32 protein-coding genes are annotated in these 18,269 nt (G+C 28.5%); 1 reads left to right on the forward strand and 31 read right to left on the reverse strand.

The features are described from left to right. Nucleotides 1-146: 146 nt before the first annotated feature. Nucleotides 147-1,886 carry a ParB/RepB/Spo0J family partition protein gene (locus NZD88_RS20845; RefSeq protein ID WP_259831713.1) on the reverse strand — a complete coding sequence of 580 codons (1,740 nt, stop codon included), beginning with the start codon at nt 1,884-1,886 and terminating at the stop codon, nt 147-149. Between the two features lie 115 nt (nt 1,887-2,001). After that, nucleotides 2,002-2,556 carry a hypothetical protein gene (locus NZD88_RS20850; protein WP_259831714.1) on the reverse strand — a complete coding sequence of 185 codons (555 nt, stop codon included), beginning with the start codon at nt 2,554-2,556 and terminating at the stop codon, nt 2,002-2,004. A gap of 1,544 nt (nt 2,557-4,100) precedes the next feature. Between NZD88_RS20850 and NZD88_RS20855 the strand changes: the two genes are divergently transcribed. Further along, complete coding sequence (locus tag NZD88_RS20855; RefSeq protein WP_259831715.1) at nt 4,101-4,238, forward strand: hypothetical protein; 138 nt, start codon at nt 4,101-4,103, stop codon at nt 4,236-4,238. 163 nt (nt 4,239-4,401) lie between these two features. Here NZD88_RS20855 and NZD88_RS20860 read toward each other — a convergent pair whose 3' ends face one another. The 29 genes from NZD88_RS20860 to NZD88_RS21000 form a co-directional block, all read right to left on the reverse strand. Further along, entirely contained in the window at nt 4,402-4,644 is a 243-nt protein-coding gene (locus tag NZD88_RS20860) for a hypothetical protein (protein WP_259831716.1), read from the reverse strand. Nucleotides 4,645-4,663: 19 nt separating this feature from the next. Continuing rightward, nucleotides 4,664-4,906 carry a helix-turn-helix domain-containing protein gene (locus tag NZD88_RS20865; protein WP_259831718.1) on the reverse strand — a complete coding sequence of 81 codons (243 nt, stop codon included), beginning with the start codon at nt 4,904-4,906 and terminating at the stop codon, nt 4,664-4,666. A gap of 27 nt (nt 4,907-4,933) precedes the next feature. After that, nucleotides 4,934-5,224, reverse strand: coding sequence for a hypothetical protein (locus NZD88_RS20870; protein ID WP_259831719.1), 291 nt, complete (start codon nt 5,222-5,224; stop codon nt 4,934-4,936). Between the two features lie 41 nt (nt 5,225-5,265). Continuing rightward, nucleotides 5,266-5,721, reverse strand: coding sequence for a hypothetical protein (locus NZD88_RS20875; protein ID WP_259831720.1), 456 nt, complete (start codon nt 5,719-5,721; stop codon nt 5,266-5,268). A gap of 43 nt (nt 5,722-5,764) precedes the next feature. Next, nucleotides 5,765-6,307 (reverse strand): hypothetical protein, encoded by a 543-nt coding sequence (locus NZD88_RS20880; RefSeq protein ID WP_259831721.1) that lies wholly within the window; start codon nt 6,305-6,307, stop codon nt 5,765-5,767. Between the two features lie 13 nt (nt 6,308-6,320). Next, complete coding sequence (locus NZD88_RS20885; RefSeq protein WP_259831722.1) at nt 6,321-6,653, reverse strand: hypothetical protein; 333 nt, start codon at nt 6,651-6,653, stop codon at nt 6,321-6,323. An 83-nt stretch (nt 6,654-6,736) separates the two neighbouring features. Next, nucleotides 6,737-7,396, reverse strand: a complete 660-nt coding sequence (locus NZD88_RS20890; RefSeq protein WP_259831723.1) for a hypothetical protein — start codon at nt 7,394-7,396, stop codon at nt 6,737-6,739. Between the two features lie 44 nt (nt 7,397-7,440). After that, nucleotides 7,441-7,788: a hypothetical protein gene (locus tag NZD88_RS20895; RefSeq protein WP_259831724.1), complete on the reverse strand. Its 348-nt coding sequence runs from the start codon at nt 7,786-7,788 to the stop codon at nt 7,441-7,443. 34 nt (nt 7,789-7,822) lie between these two features. Then, nucleotides 7,823-8,155, reverse strand: a complete 333-nt coding sequence (locus NZD88_RS20900; RefSeq protein ID WP_259831726.1) for a hypothetical protein — start codon at nt 8,153-8,155, stop codon at nt 7,823-7,825. Nucleotides 8,156-8,435: 280 nt separating this feature from the next. Next, nucleotides 8,436-8,660, reverse strand: coding sequence for a hypothetical protein (locus tag NZD88_RS20905; RefSeq protein WP_259831728.1), 225 nt, complete (start codon nt 8,658-8,660; stop codon nt 8,436-8,438). 4 nt (nt 8,661-8,664) lie between these two features. After that, a complete protein-coding gene (locus NZD88_RS20910) occupies nt 8,665-9,573 on the reverse strand; it encodes a hypothetical protein (protein ID WP_259831730.1) in 909 nt (302 codons plus the stop codon). A 30-nt stretch (nt 9,574-9,603) separates the two neighbouring features. Further along, nucleotides 9,604-9,831: a hypothetical protein gene (locus tag NZD88_RS20915; RefSeq protein ID WP_259831732.1), complete on the reverse strand. Its 228-nt coding sequence runs from the start codon at nt 9,829-9,831 to the stop codon at nt 9,604-9,606. 142 nt (nt 9,832-9,973) lie between these two features. Then, nucleotides 9,974-10,171 carry a hypothetical protein gene (locus NZD88_RS20920; protein ID WP_259831733.1) on the reverse strand — a complete coding sequence of 66 codons (198 nt, stop codon included), beginning with the start codon at nt 10,169-10,171 and terminating at the stop codon, nt 9,974-9,976. A 37-nt stretch (nt 10,172-10,208) separates the two neighbouring features. After that, a complete protein-coding gene (locus NZD88_RS20925) occupies nt 10,209-10,550 on the reverse strand; it encodes a hypothetical protein (RefSeq protein WP_259831734.1) in 342 nt (113 codons plus the stop codon). A 24-nt stretch (nt 10,551-10,574) separates the two neighbouring features. Then, nucleotides 10,575-11,183 carry a hypothetical protein gene (locus NZD88_RS20930; protein WP_259831736.1) on the reverse strand — a complete coding sequence of 203 codons (609 nt, stop codon included), beginning with the start codon at nt 11,181-11,183 and terminating at the stop codon, nt 10,575-10,577. A 115-nt stretch (nt 11,184-11,298) separates the two neighbouring features. Further along, nucleotides 11,299-12,048 carry a DUF2625 domain-containing protein gene (locus tag NZD88_RS20935; RefSeq protein WP_259831738.1) on the reverse strand — a complete coding sequence of 250 codons (750 nt, stop codon included), beginning with the start codon at nt 12,046-12,048 and terminating at the stop codon, nt 11,299-11,301. 31 nt (nt 12,049-12,079) lie between these two features. Next, a complete protein-coding gene (locus tag NZD88_RS20940) occupies nt 12,080-12,376 on the reverse strand; it encodes a hypothetical protein (RefSeq protein ID WP_259831740.1) in 297 nt (98 codons plus the stop codon). 447 nt (nt 12,377-12,823) lie between these two features. Further along, nucleotides 12,824-13,399 (reverse strand): hypothetical protein, encoded by a 576-nt coding sequence (locus NZD88_RS20945; RefSeq protein ID WP_259831741.1) that lies wholly within the window; start codon nt 13,397-13,399, stop codon nt 12,824-12,826. A gap of 18 nt (nt 13,400-13,417) precedes the next feature. After that, nucleotides 13,418-13,750 (reverse strand): hypothetical protein, encoded by a 333-nt coding sequence (locus tag NZD88_RS20950; RefSeq protein ID WP_259831742.1) that lies wholly within the window; start codon nt 13,748-13,750, stop codon nt 13,418-13,420. Between the two features lie 30 nt (nt 13,751-13,780). Further along, complete coding sequence (locus NZD88_RS20955; RefSeq protein ID WP_259831744.1) at nt 13,781-14,098, reverse strand: hypothetical protein; 318 nt, start codon at nt 14,096-14,098, stop codon at nt 13,781-13,783. A gap of 12 nt (nt 14,099-14,110) precedes the next feature. Next, nucleotides 14,111-14,296: a hypothetical protein gene (locus NZD88_RS20960; RefSeq protein WP_259831745.1), complete on the reverse strand. Its 186-nt coding sequence runs from the start codon at nt 14,294-14,296 to the stop codon at nt 14,111-14,113. A gap of 13 nt (nt 14,297-14,309) precedes the next feature. Continuing rightward, nucleotides 14,310-14,483, reverse strand: coding sequence for a hypothetical protein (locus NZD88_RS20965; RefSeq protein ID WP_259831747.1), 174 nt, complete (start codon nt 14,481-14,483; stop codon nt 14,310-14,312). A gap of 5 nt (nt 14,484-14,488) precedes the next feature. Further along, nucleotides 14,489-15,049, reverse strand: coding sequence for a recombinase family protein (locus NZD88_RS20970; RefSeq protein ID WP_259831748.1), 561 nt, complete (start codon nt 15,047-15,049; stop codon nt 14,489-14,491). Between the two features lie 206 nt (nt 15,050-15,255). Beyond that, nucleotides 15,256-15,750 (reverse strand): hypothetical protein, encoded by a 495-nt coding sequence (locus NZD88_RS20975; protein WP_259831750.1) that lies wholly within the window; start codon nt 15,748-15,750, stop codon nt 15,256-15,258. A 25-nt stretch (nt 15,751-15,775) separates the two neighbouring features. Beyond that, nucleotides 15,776-16,327: a hypothetical protein gene (locus NZD88_RS20980; RefSeq protein WP_259831751.1), complete on the reverse strand. Its 552-nt coding sequence runs from the start codon at nt 16,325-16,327 to the stop codon at nt 15,776-15,778. Nucleotides 16,328-16,339: 12 nt separating this feature from the next. Further along, complete coding sequence (locus tag NZD88_RS20985) at nt 16,340-17,071, reverse strand: hypothetical protein (RefSeq protein ID WP_259831753.1); 732 nt, start codon at nt 17,069-17,071, stop codon at nt 16,340-16,342. A gap of 39 nt (nt 17,072-17,110) precedes the next feature. Beyond that, complete coding sequence (locus NZD88_RS20990) at nt 17,111-17,380, reverse strand: hypothetical protein (protein ID WP_259831754.1); 270 nt, start codon at nt 17,378-17,380, stop codon at nt 17,111-17,113. 49 nt (nt 17,381-17,429) lie between these two features. Further along, complete coding sequence (locus NZD88_RS20995; protein ID WP_259831755.1) at nt 17,430-17,804, reverse strand: hypothetical protein; 375 nt, start codon at nt 17,802-17,804, stop codon at nt 17,430-17,432. A gap of 43 nt (nt 17,805-17,847) precedes the next feature. Next, nucleotides 17,848-18,198: a DUF6876 family protein gene (locus tag NZD88_RS21000; RefSeq protein WP_259831756.1), complete on the reverse strand. Its 351-nt coding sequence runs from the start codon at nt 18,196-18,198 to the stop codon at nt 17,848-17,850. Nucleotides 18,199-18,269 lie beyond the last annotated feature (71 nt).

The following is an 18,269-nucleotide window of genomic DNA, read 5'->3' on the forward strand; positions in this document are numbered from 1 at the left end:
AAACTTAGGCCCTGAAGCTGTTGGCTCCATCGGCCCGGTAAATCTCCCAGGGATTATTAATAGTCGGAAAAAACATCACTAAAAATATATTGTGAAACTCAAAAAAACCACCAACCTCATAAATAAGGCAGATGGTTTTTCTAATATTAATTCTCTTCTAAATCTGTTTGCTTCAATGAACATGGAAGGCAATATTCTTCATTCCAAATTGCAGGATGCCCAAATTCATTAATAAAATCAATATCGTTTCTGTTACAACTTTTACATAATTTAGATGAATCTATTTGAGATTTTTGCAACTCTCTTTCATTCTCTCTAATCTTTAGAGAATTTTCTAAATCTGTTATCCGTACATTTGCTCGTTCAATCCTTTGTTTTGCAATTATAGTTTGATCTTCTGTGAATTGAAGAATTTCTTTAGGAAAATACTCATTTAAAATTTTAATGTAGGCTTTTGGCTGATCATACTTTTCATAATCCAGAATTGATTCCGAAACAAGCTCTTTCTTTATGAATTTCCTGATAATTCTCCAAAGCATCCCCTCAGAGAAATGTTTCAAAATGATTTCAAATTTATCCTTTCTAAATTCATATATATCTACTCCATATTGTTCAGTCATCCAAGATTCATCATCATAGCCCATTAAAATAAAACAAAGTGTTACTTTTTCAGTCAAAGTAAGGTCATCAGTAGAAAAAAGGATTGGATTTTTTTCATCATTTTTAATGAGTTCTTCTATGGATCTTTTAAAAATTTTTTCTCTGTCAAGTTCCAAAGCTCTATCTGCTCTTTGCTTAATTCCAAGAATATTACTCTTGATTTCCTGATCAGGATCAGATTTACTTATTTCAGGAGCGTTTAAATTGTCTCTCTTTTCGATTTTAATAAGTTCCATATTTTCTAGATCATATGCATCATTACCATTATCTTTTATTTCATAAGAATTCCAACCTGTAAGCACTTTCTTCCCAAAAGATTCAGCAAATGAAATTAAAGCCTTCGTTTTTGAATCCGGATATCTACAAACTAATATTATTCCATGATTTTCATTTATGACTTTGTTTAGTTCAATCCTCTTCGATACTTCTGTCTTTGTACTAAAACATACTTTATCAAAACAAAGGTTTTCTTCATATTCAGGAAAAAGAACTGAATTAGACTTTGAACACTTTAAGCATGCTGTACAAGCTCCTGCCAAAGGGTCTAAAGTAATATCTGAAATATCGAAAAAAGCTTCATCAAGATTTAAATTATCATCATCTAAATCACTTTTCAATTCTTTTATTGTCCCATAACCATTACCCCATTCTCTTTTAGAATTATCAAAGATTTCTTTTTGTTTTTCCTCGGAAACCCTTGCTAATAAGACAGCATGGCCAAGTCCGAATTCACCTTTGAGAAAATCTTCTTTTAATTCTGGAATAAGATCATTTAATTTTAATCTCTGTGATACAAAAGTTAAAGGCTTTACGATCTTTGCCGAAATATCATCTAAAGTATATTTTCCACTTTCTAGCATTTTTTTAAATGCTAAAGCTTCGTCCATAGCATGAACATCTTTCCTTGCAAGGTTCTCAATAATTTGAATCTCAAAAACTTCATCATCATTTAATTCCCTAACAGATGTTGAGATTGTTTTTGCTCCTGCTATCTTTGAAGCTCTAAATCGTCTTTCACCGCAAACAATTTCATACTTCCTTTTTTCAACTGGATGAATTCTTACTATTATGGGTTGTAAGACTCCATGTAGTTTTATACTTTCTGCTAATTCATTTAAGGAGGTTTCTTCAAATTCAGTCCTTGGATTAATAGAACTTGCAATTAGTTCGTTTAATTTCAATTCTTTAAATAGTTTCATTTTTTGAGAAGGATTAGATGTTGTCATAATATTATATTTATTAGTTAGTAGTTATATTTATATAATAGGGGAGGATAATAATTCTATGGGTAATTAAAACCCCATAGAATAGGGTATAATTAAATCTTTTACATCAATTTATTTAATACCATGAACTCCAATGTATTTTAGAACCGTCATATTTAGAGGCGTCTTCTACTTCGTTTATTTTTATCGAGGCATGTTTGGTAATTCTTTTTTGAAAAGGTTCTCCAATTTTATTATTGATATTTGGAGTACAGGTTCCATAATCTCTTCCTTCGAATTCTTTGTGTTTTCCAATTTCTTGAATTGTAACTACAGTATTTTTACGGTTCAAAACAATGTAGAAATTAATATTGGTCTGTTCATATCCCCAACTACTATATAAAATCGTTCCCACAGAAATTAAATCACTTTCAATTTTTTTATTTTCTAAGTATTTAACCTTTTTTTCATGGTTACTTTTAATACGTGCTTTGGTAATGTTTAAACTTTCTTCTCTGTTCGGTTCTGATAAAAAGTAATAATAGGAGGGTCTTGTAGACCTTCCTTTAAAGGCAATATAATAGAACATGTCATTTTTTTTAAATTTTACAATTTGTGTGTCAAAATATGTTTCAGTACTGATATTTTCAGCCTCTTTAGTTATTTCGGATATTTTAGTCTCTCGTGTCATAATATTATATTTATTAGTTAGTAGTTATATTATTTAAAGGTTTAAGGTTTTAAAATGTTTGTATGCTTTGGTATTCGAGGACACTTGACTTTTTCTGAAGTGGCAGATGCCGTAGGTAAAAAGCATAAAATAAGTTTCGTTTCTGATAAGTTGCTTTTCCGTTGATTTCAAAGAACACCTGTTCGTTTGCTTCGTACATTCTGAGGTATTCGACTTTTCTATGCAATGTCTCGTGAAAGATTTTAGGGTTAAAAATGGGGCGGAGTATTCCGCTGGGTGCCGGGGTAGCTTTTTTGTGGTGGGTTTATTTTTTGCAAAAAAAATGGATTCCCAAAAAAGTTACAGGAAAGAAGTTTTAAGAAAAAAATATTTCAAATTCGCATTAGAAAATCGGATATAACCTCAGACGGAGCAAATAGCAGGATTGTTCTTTTCAACGGGGAAGTGACTGGCCAGAATCGACCTCCTTCAGCTTTTTACCAAGGCATGCCACACATATATATGAAATTCAACTCAGCGGACGGGAATGGGATCAGGAAGGACTATGCCGGGGCATCTGATTCCCGGACAGCTGACCCCAAAAAAATACTTCGTTAAAATGATTCTGGCAGCGCAGGATATCGCCAGGAACCGGAATGATATAACGAACTATAAACTATTCCGATTTTTAACGAATTATTACAGCTCCAGATCTTTCTCCAGGTTAAAAAAATAATTCGTTAAAATAAACTTCATTGAACATATTGATAAAAATCCATACACAAAAAAGGATCAAAAAAATGGTTGTTATTACCGATAAATAGGAGTGTGATCGTTTTGGACGTCTTAAACCCTTTAGAGCATCCGGCTTTTTCCGAGGGACAACCCCTTGTCGGTGTTTTTAAAATTTTAAGATTATGCAAAACCACAACTTGGAACAGATTGAACAACTATTAGATGTAGTAGTGAAAGTAATTGAGTTAGTAGCTCTTATTGTTGAACTTAGAAAAAAGAAGAAGGAGTAGTAGATCTACTCTTTTTCTATATGATGATAAAATAGATCAACAAAATATGATACAGAAGACTATAGAAACATAAGGAATAAAGGGTAATAGGATAAATAGTGTTATAGAATTTAAATTTAAAAATTAATGCTTTTGCTTCGTATTAAATGATTCTGTAACTTCGTATCGAAGACAAAGTCTCTCGTACTACGAGGGGCTTTTTTTTGTGCCCTTTCTTAATAATTTTTGGTGTAACAGAAGATGGATGGATTACATTTTATCTTTATACAGGTTGGAAACAATTAAGTGCGTCACAACTAAATAAAAATCTATGAAATACCTTGCAAATCCTTTATTCATGGTATTAGAATAGAAATGTAAAAATGTGTCCTTTTGGAAGAACTGGAAATTTATTCTATTTGTTTCAGAAGAAATTAAGCAAACCGGCAAAGGCTTTAATGTGATGTTATATTTGAAGTAAACCGTTTTCATAGGTTAAAACCCTGATCAATAAATATTTTTAAAAAAGACATGATTAATAAAATTTTAAACCAAAATAGTATGTTAGAAATTATCTTAGCGATCCTCATTGTAGGAATGTTAGTTCTATTCGGAATAGGACTTTTCAGAAAGAAAAAATTTAAAGGTTATCTTAAAATTTTTAATTTATTTGAAGGAGGATTTGAATCAGAAGATTGATTCATTTTCAGAAAAGGGTGGGCTACGAACCACCCTTTCCTTTTTAATTTCCCATTAATAAAGGTTTCTGGATATGGGTAGTTTATCCGGTAAACTAACTCTCTTATTCATCCAATAATTTTGGATTCATGTCAAACATAATTTTTTATCATTTTTTGAGATTTTAAGATTGTTTATTATAGATAATTCCAACTTTTGCCAGTTCTTGATCTATATATTCAGAAGCTTTCTTTTGAGAAGTATAATTAGTCTCTAATATAGCACCGTGAATCTCTATTTTCTGTAGTTTATCCACAATTAGATTCTCATTATTTATAAATTCAAAAATACCTTTAGAGGTAGCTTCAATAGCCTTTTTCAAGATAGTTTGGACTTCATCAGCTGAGTATAAAAGTTTTTCTGCCATCGTATCGTTTTTGTGAGATTTAATCCTGTTTATTTTCTTCTAAAACTTTTTTGATTTTCAAAAACTCATCTCCTGTAGGATCAGATTTTCCACTTTCAATTTCATCATATCTTTCAAAGGTTAATTGCAGCTCTGCGTTATGTAATTTTTGTAGAACTTCCTCAACTGATAATCCTAAACTCTGCCTTTTATTTTTAATAAACTTAGAAATGGTTGTTTCTTGTATGCCAAAGCCCATTTGCGGAATTAAACTGTTTTTCATAATTTAATATTTATCGGTTTTTGAGATTTAAAATAGTCTTTGCTTATTACGAAAAGCAAAGTGAATAATAAAGTTTTTTTTATCTATCGCTTCCAAATGAGAAGCTTGATAACTCAATAAGTCTTTTACTAATTCTTCTTCAAATATTTGTGCATAAAAACCAAATATACAAGGGTAAAAGTCATAATTTCGCTTTACAGAAAATTGAATTGGAAGATAAAGAGGTTCACTTCTTTCCAAAATATTAAAATTAAAGTTGAAAGAATATCTTTTTAATATTTCAATTAATTCTAGTTCAGCATTTATAGAATATTCCATATTACTTTATTTGGGATCGTTTTTTGAGATTAATAAATACCCTATTTTTTTCCAAACAATTTATTTACTCGATTAATATTTAAACCAACTGTAGTTCTTTTCAAATCTTCATTACTAGCTTTATTTTCAAATTTAAAACTAACAAAATTGGCAGCGTAAAAATCAAGAAATAAATTACCTTCCTGAAAATTTAAAACTAATTCTTGTTTTTTCTTTTCTTGTAACTTTTCAATTATGAGTTTATGTAATTTGTCTAATGTGTCTTTTTCAGTCGAAAAAATAAACTCGTAAGATTTTGAAAGATCTATAGTTGACACGCTATTTCCAATTGTATTATAATCTAAATAATAAATTTTAGCTTTTGTTTTATCTAAATTTTCATAAAGCTTGATACCTTCAAAATACTTCCCTACTTCTTTCCAATCATTGTTTGAAACTGTAAATTGACCAAAAGCTACTCCTGAAAATAATACAAATAGTAAAAATATTTTTTTCATAATTTAATATTTTGTGGATATTATCGTTTTTTGAGATTAAATTTTAATAATTATGATCTACATATTTCAATAGATACATGAATGAGAAATTTATTTTCATAATGTATTCATCCTCTCCAGAGTATGTATTCAAAAATCTTTCAGAAAATCCCCATCCACCTTTTTCTTTAGCTTTTTTTAAAACATCACTTAAAGGATAAAAAGTATTTCTGTAACTTCCTGGTTTATATATTGGAATATCTGAAAGTAGACAATCTTTTGTTTCACAAATTATCCAATATCCTTTACGCTCACCAAATCTTTCAGCAGAAAATACAGACTTTGTAAAACTTGCAATGTATTCGTGTTTTGATTTCCTAGATATACTTCTTATTAGCAATGGTCTAGTTTGTGGATAAAAATTTTTTAAAACGTTATCCCAAACATCATAATAGGCCTTGAACTTCTCACTACGGTCGGTGAGTATCCAATTACAAATAAAAGTAATCGTTTCTGCAGAAGGACAAATCTCTTTTTCAAGGATATCAATTAAATTTTGAGAAATGTTCGTCTTCTGAATTTCAGTTAACCGATAATAATCTTTCATCTTATCGCAAGATTTAATTTTTTTGGTGATCTTTTAGTGCAAATAATTCATTTAAATTTCCTTTAAAATCGGGTTCTCTAAGTAATTCAAAACCGATAATATTTTTCGTTGAAACTCTAAGCACGCTCCCGTTATTTCTATCAGTTATTACTAAAATTCCAGTTTTAATAGTATTAAAATTAATTTCAAAATTCAAAGGCTGTAAATCAAAAATGAATCCTCCATCCATCCACAATTTGATCTTTAAATCTTTTTTGACGGAGTAAATGTCTTCGTCAGAACCTTCAAAGACTGGGTGTGGTTCTAAAAAAATTTTTAAATCCTTAAGCAACTCATTTTTTTTCATATTATAAATTTAATGTTTGATCGTTTTTTGAGATTATTTTTTATTCTTTTTAACTCCATCCAAGTTGTCCAAATTAGACTTGCTTAGTTTTTAGATTTAGAACCGTCAAGAGTTCCTAACTGATGATTTTTCAAGTCAATGGAAATATGAGGAGTGTTATAAAGCTCCTCATATTCTTCCTGAGAAATAAATACAGGATTTTTCGATTGTTTCTCCAGAGCTATTGCAAAAGCATCCAATTCATTTATAGAATTCCGAATTCTTAAAATTTCTTTTTCAGCATAGGTTAATTTTTTATTATTAGCCTGTTTTTGTCGAATAAGTTCCACAGCCTTAATCATATTCTCTTCGTGTCTTTTATTCGAAAGGATTTGATCGAAAACATCATATCTCCAAAAATCACCATCCTCTTGAAAATGAATCTTGTCTGGTCCTGTTTCAATATCGTTAACGCTCTGAATTTCTTCCGGAGTTAAATGATAATGAAAATCAACACCCTCTCTAAAATCTAAATTAGGGTCTAAGTAACTATGTCCAAAATCTAATTTATGAGAATCAAACAGACTTTCTAGATAAGTTTCAAAAGATCTTCCGGTATTTTCAAAATCTATGATTGTAGCAGGCTTTGGCTGCCAGAAAAGAATAATGTCATTTTCCATTTTATGAAGATCAAACCTTTCAATATGCTTTGATAACGCTGAAATAAAATCTCCATTTAAATAATTTTTAAAATCAAGTTTCATACTATCGTTTTTTGAGATTCATTATTCATTTTGTAGTTCAGTTTCTATAATTTATTTAAACAAAAATTAACTTTAAAAAGCTTATTTACATAAAATTGGTAGGTTGTAAAGTGAATTGTTGTTTCTGAAAAAGAAATCCTATCAATCAACCTTAACATTGCTATTTTTGTGGGCTTACACCTACATTTAACATCATCTAAAAACAGTCTATACAGATTTTCAAATGCTTCTTTAATTTCATCATCTGAAAAGCTTTGAATTAAAGCTTCCCTTGAGATATTTACGTGTATAGATTGGCAAAGGTCTAAACTTTCACAGTAGAATGAATTTTCTAAACTTCTTTTAATTAAGAAAACAATATCCTGCATTAACAGATCCAAACTCTTTTCCATAACATGTAATTTTATCGTTTTATGAGATTTAAGATTAAGAATTACTCCACTTAATGTACATTCTTAAAAAGAATTGGTGGATAATTGGAATTAAAATGATTGTAATAAAAACATAAACCAAATTCAAATTATTAATTGGTTTATCTCCAAAAATTAATAGTATTAATAAAGATACAAAAGCACTATAAATTAATACTGAAATTAAAATCATCATAGAGTTCCAAAATTTATTTTGAGCAAGAAATTTTTTAGATTCATTCCCTCTAATGTGTTTATAATAAATATACAAAACATAGTAATAACAAATAGCAGCAATAATAAGAACTATTAAATTAAATTTATCTGTTAAAAAATATAGGCTTTCCATCTTATCGTTTTGTGAGATTAGTTGATATAAGGTTGAACGTATAAATGAAAAATCCCTCCATTTTCCAAATTGGTATCGGAAATAAATATTCGTTTTGTTATTAAAAACTGTTCAGTTTTATATTCTTTTAATAGAATCTTGCTTATATCGTGGCACCTTAAATCTACAATATCACCCACTATTAAATTTCCAATTGTTTCAAAATGGAAATCATAGCCATTGCCATTTTCATTTTTTAGGTAAATAAAATACATTATCATAGTTTTATCGTTTTGTGAGATTATTTTATTGGTTGGGAATATGTCTTGTCAAAATCGATATCAATTTCACCCAGGTATTTAAATTGGTTAATATTAAAATTTAAATGTTCTTCTACATGTAGTTCTCCTGCAAATGGAAGGTTATTTGCCTCTTCTTTTACTTCAACTAGCCTTTCAAACTGTTCCTCTGAAAGTTCATAAACTGTATTATCATAGATAATAATTCTCTTTGATTCATCATTCATAATTTCATCTTATTTTCTTTAAAAATTCTTTTGTAATTTTTCTTCGATGTTTTATGCTTTGAAGACCTATTTGTCTTCTATTGTGATTTATAATTGCAGAATCTTTTATAAATTCATCATCAGTACTTTTTAAACCATATACAGTCTTTAAATGGTTAATTTGATTATATCTTTCTACCATTTCCACAAAATCCCTTGGTGGAATATCACCAGAACTTACATAGTCTCGGAGTTTAGTTTTGAAATACTCATAATCTTCTATCTGGGCCATATGGTTTAAAAACGTACCCATCGACATAAAAACACCATCTTCAGTTTCAAGTCCAATTTTCTGCATTGATGGATAACCAAAATTTTTAAGAGTCCATTTCAATAATTCAGAGTTCTTTCTAAAATTATCAAGTGATTGTTCTCCTGTTATAGGATCTTTTGCTTGATCCCTGATAAAAGCAATTCTAAAAGAATCAATAAGTTGTTTATTTAAGGAGTTTTTCCATTCTACTACTTTTTGCTCTACAATAGTACTATCAATTCCATATTTTTTGTAAAGTTTGAAAAAATCTGAATCTTCTCGCTTAAACTTCCAATAAGGAGCGACTAAAGGAATAAGTTTATATAGACTTTTTTTGCTTCCAAAATTTCTATTGTATTTATCAGAAAACTTAATATAGTTTTCATATTCTTCCATTCGTTCATCATTTCTAGGGGGGTATTTTCGGAACAGTTTTTTGAATTTTTTTATGGCGATAAGAGTATCATTCTTTATTCTATATGTACTATCAATAGAATTTACAGTATTGTAATATGTGATGTAATCAACCTTATTATTTCGACAGGAAGTCAGAATAAAAAAGAAGCCAACTAGAAAAAATCCAATTATTTGAATAGGATTTTTAGAAATAAAAAAATTCATTTTTCTATCATTTTTTAAGATTCTGATCAACTATTCTTTACCTATCTCTTCAACTTCTTTAGTCATTTCTTCTCTTTCTCTCAGATTATAAATGTTATCTAATAATCTTCCAAGTAGAACACCCAAAACTGTACATAATGTCAGGAGAATCTTTACTGTTGAATCTTGTAATAATTCTATGCGAAATGATAATAAAGTGATTATAATGATAACTATTCCAACTATTGAAATAAATAGTAAAATTTTAATTTTTTTCATCTTATTATATTTTAGGTTTAGTCGTTTAATTTTTAAATCTTTAAAATTATCTTTTAATAATTAAATTTCTTTACGGTAAACCGTATTTATTTGATCGTTTTCTGAGATTTTTTATTGATTAAGTAAATTTTCAATTATTTTTTTATTTTCCTTCTAAAGATTCTATGACCTCTTGTATCTCCTTAATTTCTTCTTCAAAGTATGTAATATTAATATCAATTTCTGCCTGATGAAGTTCATTAATAGGTTTCTTCTTCATTTCAGTAAGAAGGTCTATTTCTAATTGATATTTAGATGTTAAAGCATTTAAATGCTTTATAATTATGTCAGTTGTATTCATAATATTATTTATCGTTCTTGTGAGATTTTAATGTCAATTAATTTTTTTTGATTTCTTTTCTACTATCCTTGGGTAACGTACCCCTGTCATCAATATGTATTTTTACATTAAAATATAGATTATAATTCCATATTAGTGTACGGAGCATTTCATTGAAGATAATAATATCATTTGCAAATGCAGTATGCTTCACAGATATATCACGTCTCAATACATCTCCTTTTCGAGCTGATTTATGCTCTGTGACATTCTCCGTTTGTAAAAACCAAGGTTCTATTGCTTTTTTAATATATGATGCAAATTTTAAACAGGTATCATGATTATCTGCTTCAATTACAACAAAAAAATTATGTTCAAATTGACCATTATAATTGTTCATAGTTAGTTGATCGTTTCTTGAGATTTATTTATATCCATTTTGTGAAATATTCAAAAACAAACTGTCCTCTATTCCAGGTTGTATCATAAATTTTGCTTTACCAAAATTTAGCATTGAAAACCTTCTTAAGTACTCTGTTTCACGATAATTCCCTTCTAATCCTTTATCATAAGGATAATAACTTTGTTTAAATTTTGAAGAATAGTTTAGTGGATAAAATCGCTTGACAGTTAACTTATATTTTACCCTCAATTTTTCCTTTTCTTTTAAATAAAATATCGAATTGCCTTCACCAGGGTTTTTATAAGCAATCAAACCAGATTCACCAATTTCAGTCAAATACCCTTCATAAATACTATCTAATTTTTTTTGATAAAATTTTGAAGATTGATTATCCCTCATTGTTGCATAAATAATAATTGGATAACGACCTTTCATATTACCTTTTAAATTTTGATCTTCAAATTGAAGCGTATTAGGTGCGGGAAAAATAATATCTTGAGAAGTATTATTTTCATATATAAGAGACAGTTCGTTATTGTTGTTAATATATTTGAGGCTAAATGAATTTTTTTCTTTTTGTTCACAAGCTATAAAAAGAAAAAGTATTGTTAATATTATAATATTTTTCATCTTATTGTAATTTTTAGCTATGTATTAAATCTAGATATTTTAAATATCATTGAGAAACATATCGTATCGTTTTTTGAGATTTAGTTTTATATAATTCTTGTTTATAGCAGTTTTTTTATTTCTGCATATCAAACCCAAGTTTCTTTCTAAATTCAAGAGTTAATCTGTAATGTTCTTCAATTGGAACTTCTTTTTTTGATGCTTTATTTATATCCTTGCCTTGTTCTGTCCATAAGTAAGGAAAAAAGTTAAAGACTTGGTCACTTTTGAGTTTTGCCAGATCTATTTTCCAATTTGTCCACCTGTAATCTTTGTAAAATTCATCAAGATTATTATTAAAGCAAAAGTTCAGAAAGTCAGTATAAGTAAGATCAAGAGGTTCATATTCTAAATTATCTGGTGCTAAATAATAAACCTTTCCTAAGTCGCTACCAAGCCCACCTCCATTAAGGATAAAAAAACCACCCATTGCATCATCAGCAATTAAAAGATAGGGTGTCGGCTGTCCAAAATTTTTAAATCCTTTTCCTTTATTCCATTCTGGCAATGACCTTCTCAACTTATCACTACCCGAGCCAAGAATTCTAATCCATCCATTGTCAACTAAAAGTCCACCTGTCATGTATACAACTGCGCCCATTGGAGACCGGGTTGTAACTTGAGTTTTATATAGAGCATCCTTTGCTTTGTTTGTGTCAACAGGCAATATTTCCACTTTGTTTTTAGCAGAGTCTATCCATTCTTTTACAAGTGGCCAACCAGAGTCTGTATTGTTTACTAATTCATCAATAGAATGCATTTGTGTTTGTCCATAAGTTGTTATGGAGAATAAGGATAATATGATAATTGTCAAAACTTTTGTCATGTTGGATCGTTTTTTGAGATTTTATTTATTTCTATTTTAATCTCTCGACAATTACATCGAATTTTTCAATTAGCAGTAGCTTATAAAGTTCTGTGACCTCGTTCCAATCTTTAGCCTGATACTTGGTTTGTTGTCCTTCGAAAATTACAAGAAGTGATAAATCTTTGTTTACTTCAATTACATTTTCATCATCGGTTATAACTGAAACCCAAAATGCTCCATGTTCGTCATCTATTAATTGAATGTCTGATATAGCTTTTACTACGTCCTTTTCATCAATATTATCTTTTTGATAGCCGCTTGCATATTGAATATAGTTTTCTGTCATATTATCGTTTATTGAGATTTGAGATTTAAAATTTAATGTTTTATTTCTCTTATCGAGCTAATATTCCACTTGAAAAAGTAAACATGGTCATTCCCATAAACTAATACGCCTTTTGATAAGCTGTCTTGTATTACTGAGTTCTTTTCATGAATTTCATAGTATTTTTTGTTTCCAAATTTTGTTATTAGAAAGTCAATAAAAGACAACAAACAACAGAGAATAAAGGAAGTAATTATTATATTTTTAATTATTTTCATCGTTTTTTGAAATTTTTTTCATATTATCCTTTTTTTATCAAATTAGCTATAAAAATGATCACGAATACAATCAAACAAGCTATCACATTATAAAAATATTCTTGCCTAATTAGTGAAATTATACAACTAACTATCATAAAAAATGCACCTATTAAATAATAATTTTTCATGCTATCCTTTTTTGAGATTTTTATAAAGTATTATTTAGTTCTTCACTATTTTTAAAATTAACATTATCATCTATTATGACTTTTAAAGCCATAATAAAATTACTCATCAACTTAAAATTGTAATCATAAACCATATAATTTGTAGTGCTTTCGAAAACATAGCGCCAATTAACAAATGAATTATCATGAAGTTCTAATAACTGGTCAATGGTTAGATCAGTTATTTTATATTTCATCTTTTGATCGTTTTCGTTGCCAAATGTTGTATTAAAAGAATACCTTACAGGAACTAATTCATGATTCTCATCTTCTTTAAAATGTTCATATTTTCTTTTTATTTCTGATGAGATTTTCCCAGGTAATTCATCAAATATATCAGAAAGTTTGTGAAGCCTGAGTTCCGTATTTTCGGTTTTCATAAAATACAAGAGCTTTAAAAACAATTCTGCTGAAAATGATAAATTTGTAGCCGCTATAGGAACCAATATAAATGCTTCATCACCTCTTGAATTTTTAATTTTAAGAGCAGCATCTATACCCGAACGATAGAAACCGATAGCGCTGAAATATAGTTGCTGTAGATTATTTTCTTTCATTTAAATCGTTTTTTGAGATTATTTGGGTTTATACTCTTTTTTGATATTATCAAATCTCGTTATGACTTCATTAATTTCATCCTCATTTAAATTTCCATCAATAAAATCATCAAGTATATTCGATAGAGGTTTTATACGATAACTTTTTACTGGCTCCGTTAAATCTAAAGTTTTGATTTTTGGTAGATCTAGATTTAAAGTAAACTTTATAAGTCTTAAAATTGAAGAAAATTTTAGATCAGTTGGTTCTTCTGGGTTCTTAGATAAACTATTAACATAAAGCTCTGCACTTTCCTTAGAAAATCCATTTTGAGATAAATAGTTTATCAGTATTTGTTTTTCTTCCATCATCGTTTTTTGAGATTAATTACAATGAAGATTTTAATCTTCAAATTTGAATTTTTGAAGATGAGAATCTTCAACGACATCATTAAATATTTTGTTTATAAAGTCTACTTCTTTTTGGAAAACTATTGGAGATGGAAGCTTTATGAACCTGTGCCATTCATCATTGACCTTGGCGTACCTATTACAATCTAAATAAATGAAGAATTCTTTCTGCCTGCTATGAAATTGCTCCATTACTTTGTATGATTTGAATTCCTTACACTTTAATTCAGAACCTCCTTCATAATATTCTAATTTAAAAGCAGTTGCATTGTCAATATTTATTTTCTTCTTAAATTTATCTATTTTCATCGTTTTGTTAGATCATTTATTTTTTCCTTTCTTCCTTACAGGATTAAAGAATTTAACCAAATTTTCTTTTTCTGAGTCTGACATTTTTTTTAATAATTCATCGGTGATTGTCAAAGGCTTTCCCGTTCCTACCGGATGAGTGGTTAAATCCTTTCCAAACACATCAATTTTAATAGGTTTCTTATAATTGTCTTCCATCGTTTTTTGAGATTTAATTCTTAGGAGATTTAGTCCTTCTTAGTATATTTTTTGCCATTTCGTGCTGTTTATCTATGGATTCTTTAGAAGCAATTACACCATTATCTTTTAGATATTTTTTAAATTCTACATCATTAAGATTAAGTTCCTTTGCTTCTTTCCATATTTGATGTGCTGATTTTTTCATCTTTTTTAAAAATTAATTATTTTATAAAAGGTCGATTTACTGCCAATATCAAATGCTTTCATAATTTTCATAATTGGCATGTTTTTACTTTCATATGAAGCTTTTACTAAAGGGGCAATTTCTTTATATTTTTCTGTCAGACCTTTTGGCCTTCCCCCGGTTCTTCCACGGGCTCTTGCAGACTTTAAACCTGCATTGGTTCTTTCAATCAATACGTTTCTTTCGTGCTCAGCTAAAACACAAAATATTTGGAAAATTAATTTTCCACTGGCAGAACTTGTATCGATGTTTTCAGAGATTGATTTAAAATGAATTCCTTTTTCGTTCAGCTCCGTTACAAACTGAATCAATCCAACTGTAGTTCTTCCGATCCTGTCTAATCTCCAGACCGTCAAAGTATCACCTTTTCGAATAAAGCTTAATAATTGATTGAGCTGGGGTTTTTCCGATTTTACCCCACTAACTTTATCAACAAAAATTTTTTCGATTCCTAAATTTTTTAAAGCATCAGTTTGCAAATCTAGATTTTGTTCAAACTTGCTGACTCTTGCATATCCTATTAACATAAGTTCATTTTACTCATTTAAAACAAATATAGTGTAATTTGTTTTTATGTACTAATAAAATGTACCAAAATTAAAAGTTAAAACCGCATAATGTAAAATATCAAACAGAGTACAGGAAACCGACCGTTTTAAAAAACTATATTTTAAAAAATTTATATCATATAGTTTCATCCATTGCTAACATTTAAATAAAATAAAAATAGCATTTATTTATAATGCTGATCTGATGTAGTCATTTCAAAAATTACGCTTTTACACGTATCACAAAAAACTTCTAGATCTCCATTTTTCCTAAAACCAATAGAAAGTTTTTCTTTATTCTGATTACAGTTTCTACAATCAACTGCTGCCAAAATCTCGTTAAAGTATTTTGTATTATTAAAATAATCCGGTAGACTTTTCTTTCGTTCTTCTTCTTTCGCTTTTTTATAGAATATTAAACTTCTAATGATATAAAAAAGAATAACCAGGTTATAAAGAATTACAAAAACTTGCGCTATGAATTTAGGTTGATCAAAATCAATATGTTCTTGGGGAATCGTCCAATTATTTAAAAACAAATACATCAAATTAAAAATTACAAACATTATTGAGTAGATTAGGATTGATGTTCGTTGATAGCTAGATCCTATTACATTTTTATGTAAATGATCACATCTTTGAGGAATTGTAGGATCATAGCCTCTGAATTTATCTTTCATACTTTAGTTCAGCTTTATTCTATATTTACCCAGCCTTTGTATAAAGATGAAAAACAATAAATCTAGCAATTTCTATATCCTTATAATTGTATTTCAATTCATCTATATCTTTAGAATTGTTTTTAGCTGATTTCAAAGTATCCTCATAATCCAAAATCTCTTTAAGTTTATTATTTATTAATTCTGTTGTAATATTATCATGTTCAGTAAAATTATTCTCACAAAATAAAATAATGTCTTTTGCAGTAATGCCTCTGTTTTTTCTTAAAATAGTGGAAATATCTTCTTTATCATCTTCGAAAGAAGCTGTATTCCAAAGAAATAAAATGATCCATTCACACACAATTAATACAATTAATACGATCCTCTCAGTCAAATCCCAGAAATTAGGTCTATAATCCATTTTTATAAAACAGATTGAAAGATATGTAAGTATCGAAAATATTACTCCATAAATAACAATATTCAGTTTCACTGAAATCGGATATCCTTTTTTCTGTAGAGTAAAGTTGATCAGATCAATTTCCTCCTTTAATAAAAAAAATTTTGAAGATTTTAATACAAGTTCTTTTCTCATAATATTTAGTTTTTATAATGGGTTATAGTTCTGATTTTCCTCTATTGTACCTTTAGGAATAGTTAAGACTGCATTATATTTATTCTTGTAGGTATAGTTATAATCAATAGTATCAACTTCAGTCTTTTCTTCAAGTTTTATGTTAAAAAATCCCCAGCTGGAGGTACTTTTTTGAATTAAATAATACTTTGTAAAAGTGGGTATAGTATCTTTTTCAACTAAAAGAGTTATTGCAGATGGAGCCTTGCGCTTAACATAGCCCTCTTGATCTTTAACCAAAAAGAAATAATAGTCTTCTTCATTAACAAATCCTCGTCCAATGCTAAATTTTCCATTTACCGCTGATTGAGATTTCAAAGAAGATATTTCTACAATTGTTTTATAATTAGTTTTAACATTACTTCTTTTTATAGATTTTGTGAGGCCTACTATGCCAACAAATACGATCAATGCAAGAAATATAACGCCCCCAATGGTTAACATACTCTCTCTATCAATTCTCCTGAGTCTTTGTTTTTCCTCTTCTACAAGAAGATTAAAGATTTTAAAAGCTTCTTCTTTTTTCTCATTGCTTACGCCTTCCAAATTTTTATAAAAAAATTTAACACCATCAGAATTAGCCGTTAAATTATCTACTTTCAACTCATCGTCTAAGGCATTAGAGCCGATGTAGCTATAATCCATATAATCTACAACTGCAATTAGATCTTTTCTATCTATAAGAATATATCTTCTATTTTCCATTGTTGTTTTAATTGTTTTGAGTGTTTAAAGATAATATTTCTAATTCAATTTTTCTTTGAACTTTAACAGTTCTTCAAAATTTTGCGATTTTACAACACTTATGTAACGATTGAAATTTTTCGTTCTTGAAAACTTAACTAAAGCTAGAATAATTGGCTTAGTAGTATCGTTTATATCGTTCAGTTCTACAATAAAGCTTCCAGAATTACTGAAGGTTTCATTCTCAATTTTGTATTTAGATTTAAGCAGATCATTAAGCTCTAATGCCTGCTCAGGATTTTTCATTTTGATTATTGCATAATTATTCATGATAGTAAATATTTTATTACGATTAACCTTGTATCGAGAGGTAATTAAATTAATCATACAGATCAGGAAATTGAGAGATTTCTCCTTCATGATCACAATTTTCACATCTTAAAGCAAGAATGCTTTTACGGTGCAAATTTATAGTGCCACATGATCCGCATGTAACAATATTAATTTCAATCTTTTCCAGAATCTCTTTAGCTAGTACACTATTTAATTCAGTATCTAACTTTCTTAAAAAAGAGGGTAGGGCATCTAACCCATAATCGAAAGTATATCCATACTGATTTATCTCCAGTAAAAATTTCCCACAATCGCTATAAGACAGGTAGCCATTTTTTTGTTCAATGGCCAACCATTTATCACAAATTGGCTTTACAATATCTGGTATACATTCAAAAAGGTCTATTTCTTCAGTATTCATATTTTAATACGATTTGCCTTTACCTCGTGAGGTGTAAAAATTATTATCTTTCGCTTGGAAGCAATAAAACTCCATTTTCAACCCAAATAGTGAACTCCTTAAAGAAGAAGTCAGAAAAAGGTATTATTTCTTCAAAAATTACATTTTCATTTCCATCTGTTGCTACAATTTCAAACTGATTATCTTTTAATCTTTTTAATTTCCAAGTTTGAAAAGGTTCGTTTGCTAGTTTTTTTTGATTGAGTGTTATGGTCTGCAAGAACCAAAAGCATTCTTCTTCGCCTGCTATTTCAAAAACTCCATCAGTAAGTAAAACTCCATCTAAAGGATAATATCTTTCTGTACCTGTATAATGACCGTAAAATTCATTCGCTGATTGTTGTTCATCTTTCATAATATTATATTTATTAGTTAGTAGTTATATTGTTTAAAGGTTTAAGATTTTAAAATGTTTGTATGCTTTGG

The organism is Chryseobacterium pyrolae, assembly GCF_025153485.1.
In the GTDB taxonomy this organism is placed as follows: Bacteria; Bacteroidota; Bacteroidia; order Flavobacteriales; family Weeksellaceae; genus Chryseobacterium; species Chryseobacterium antibioticum.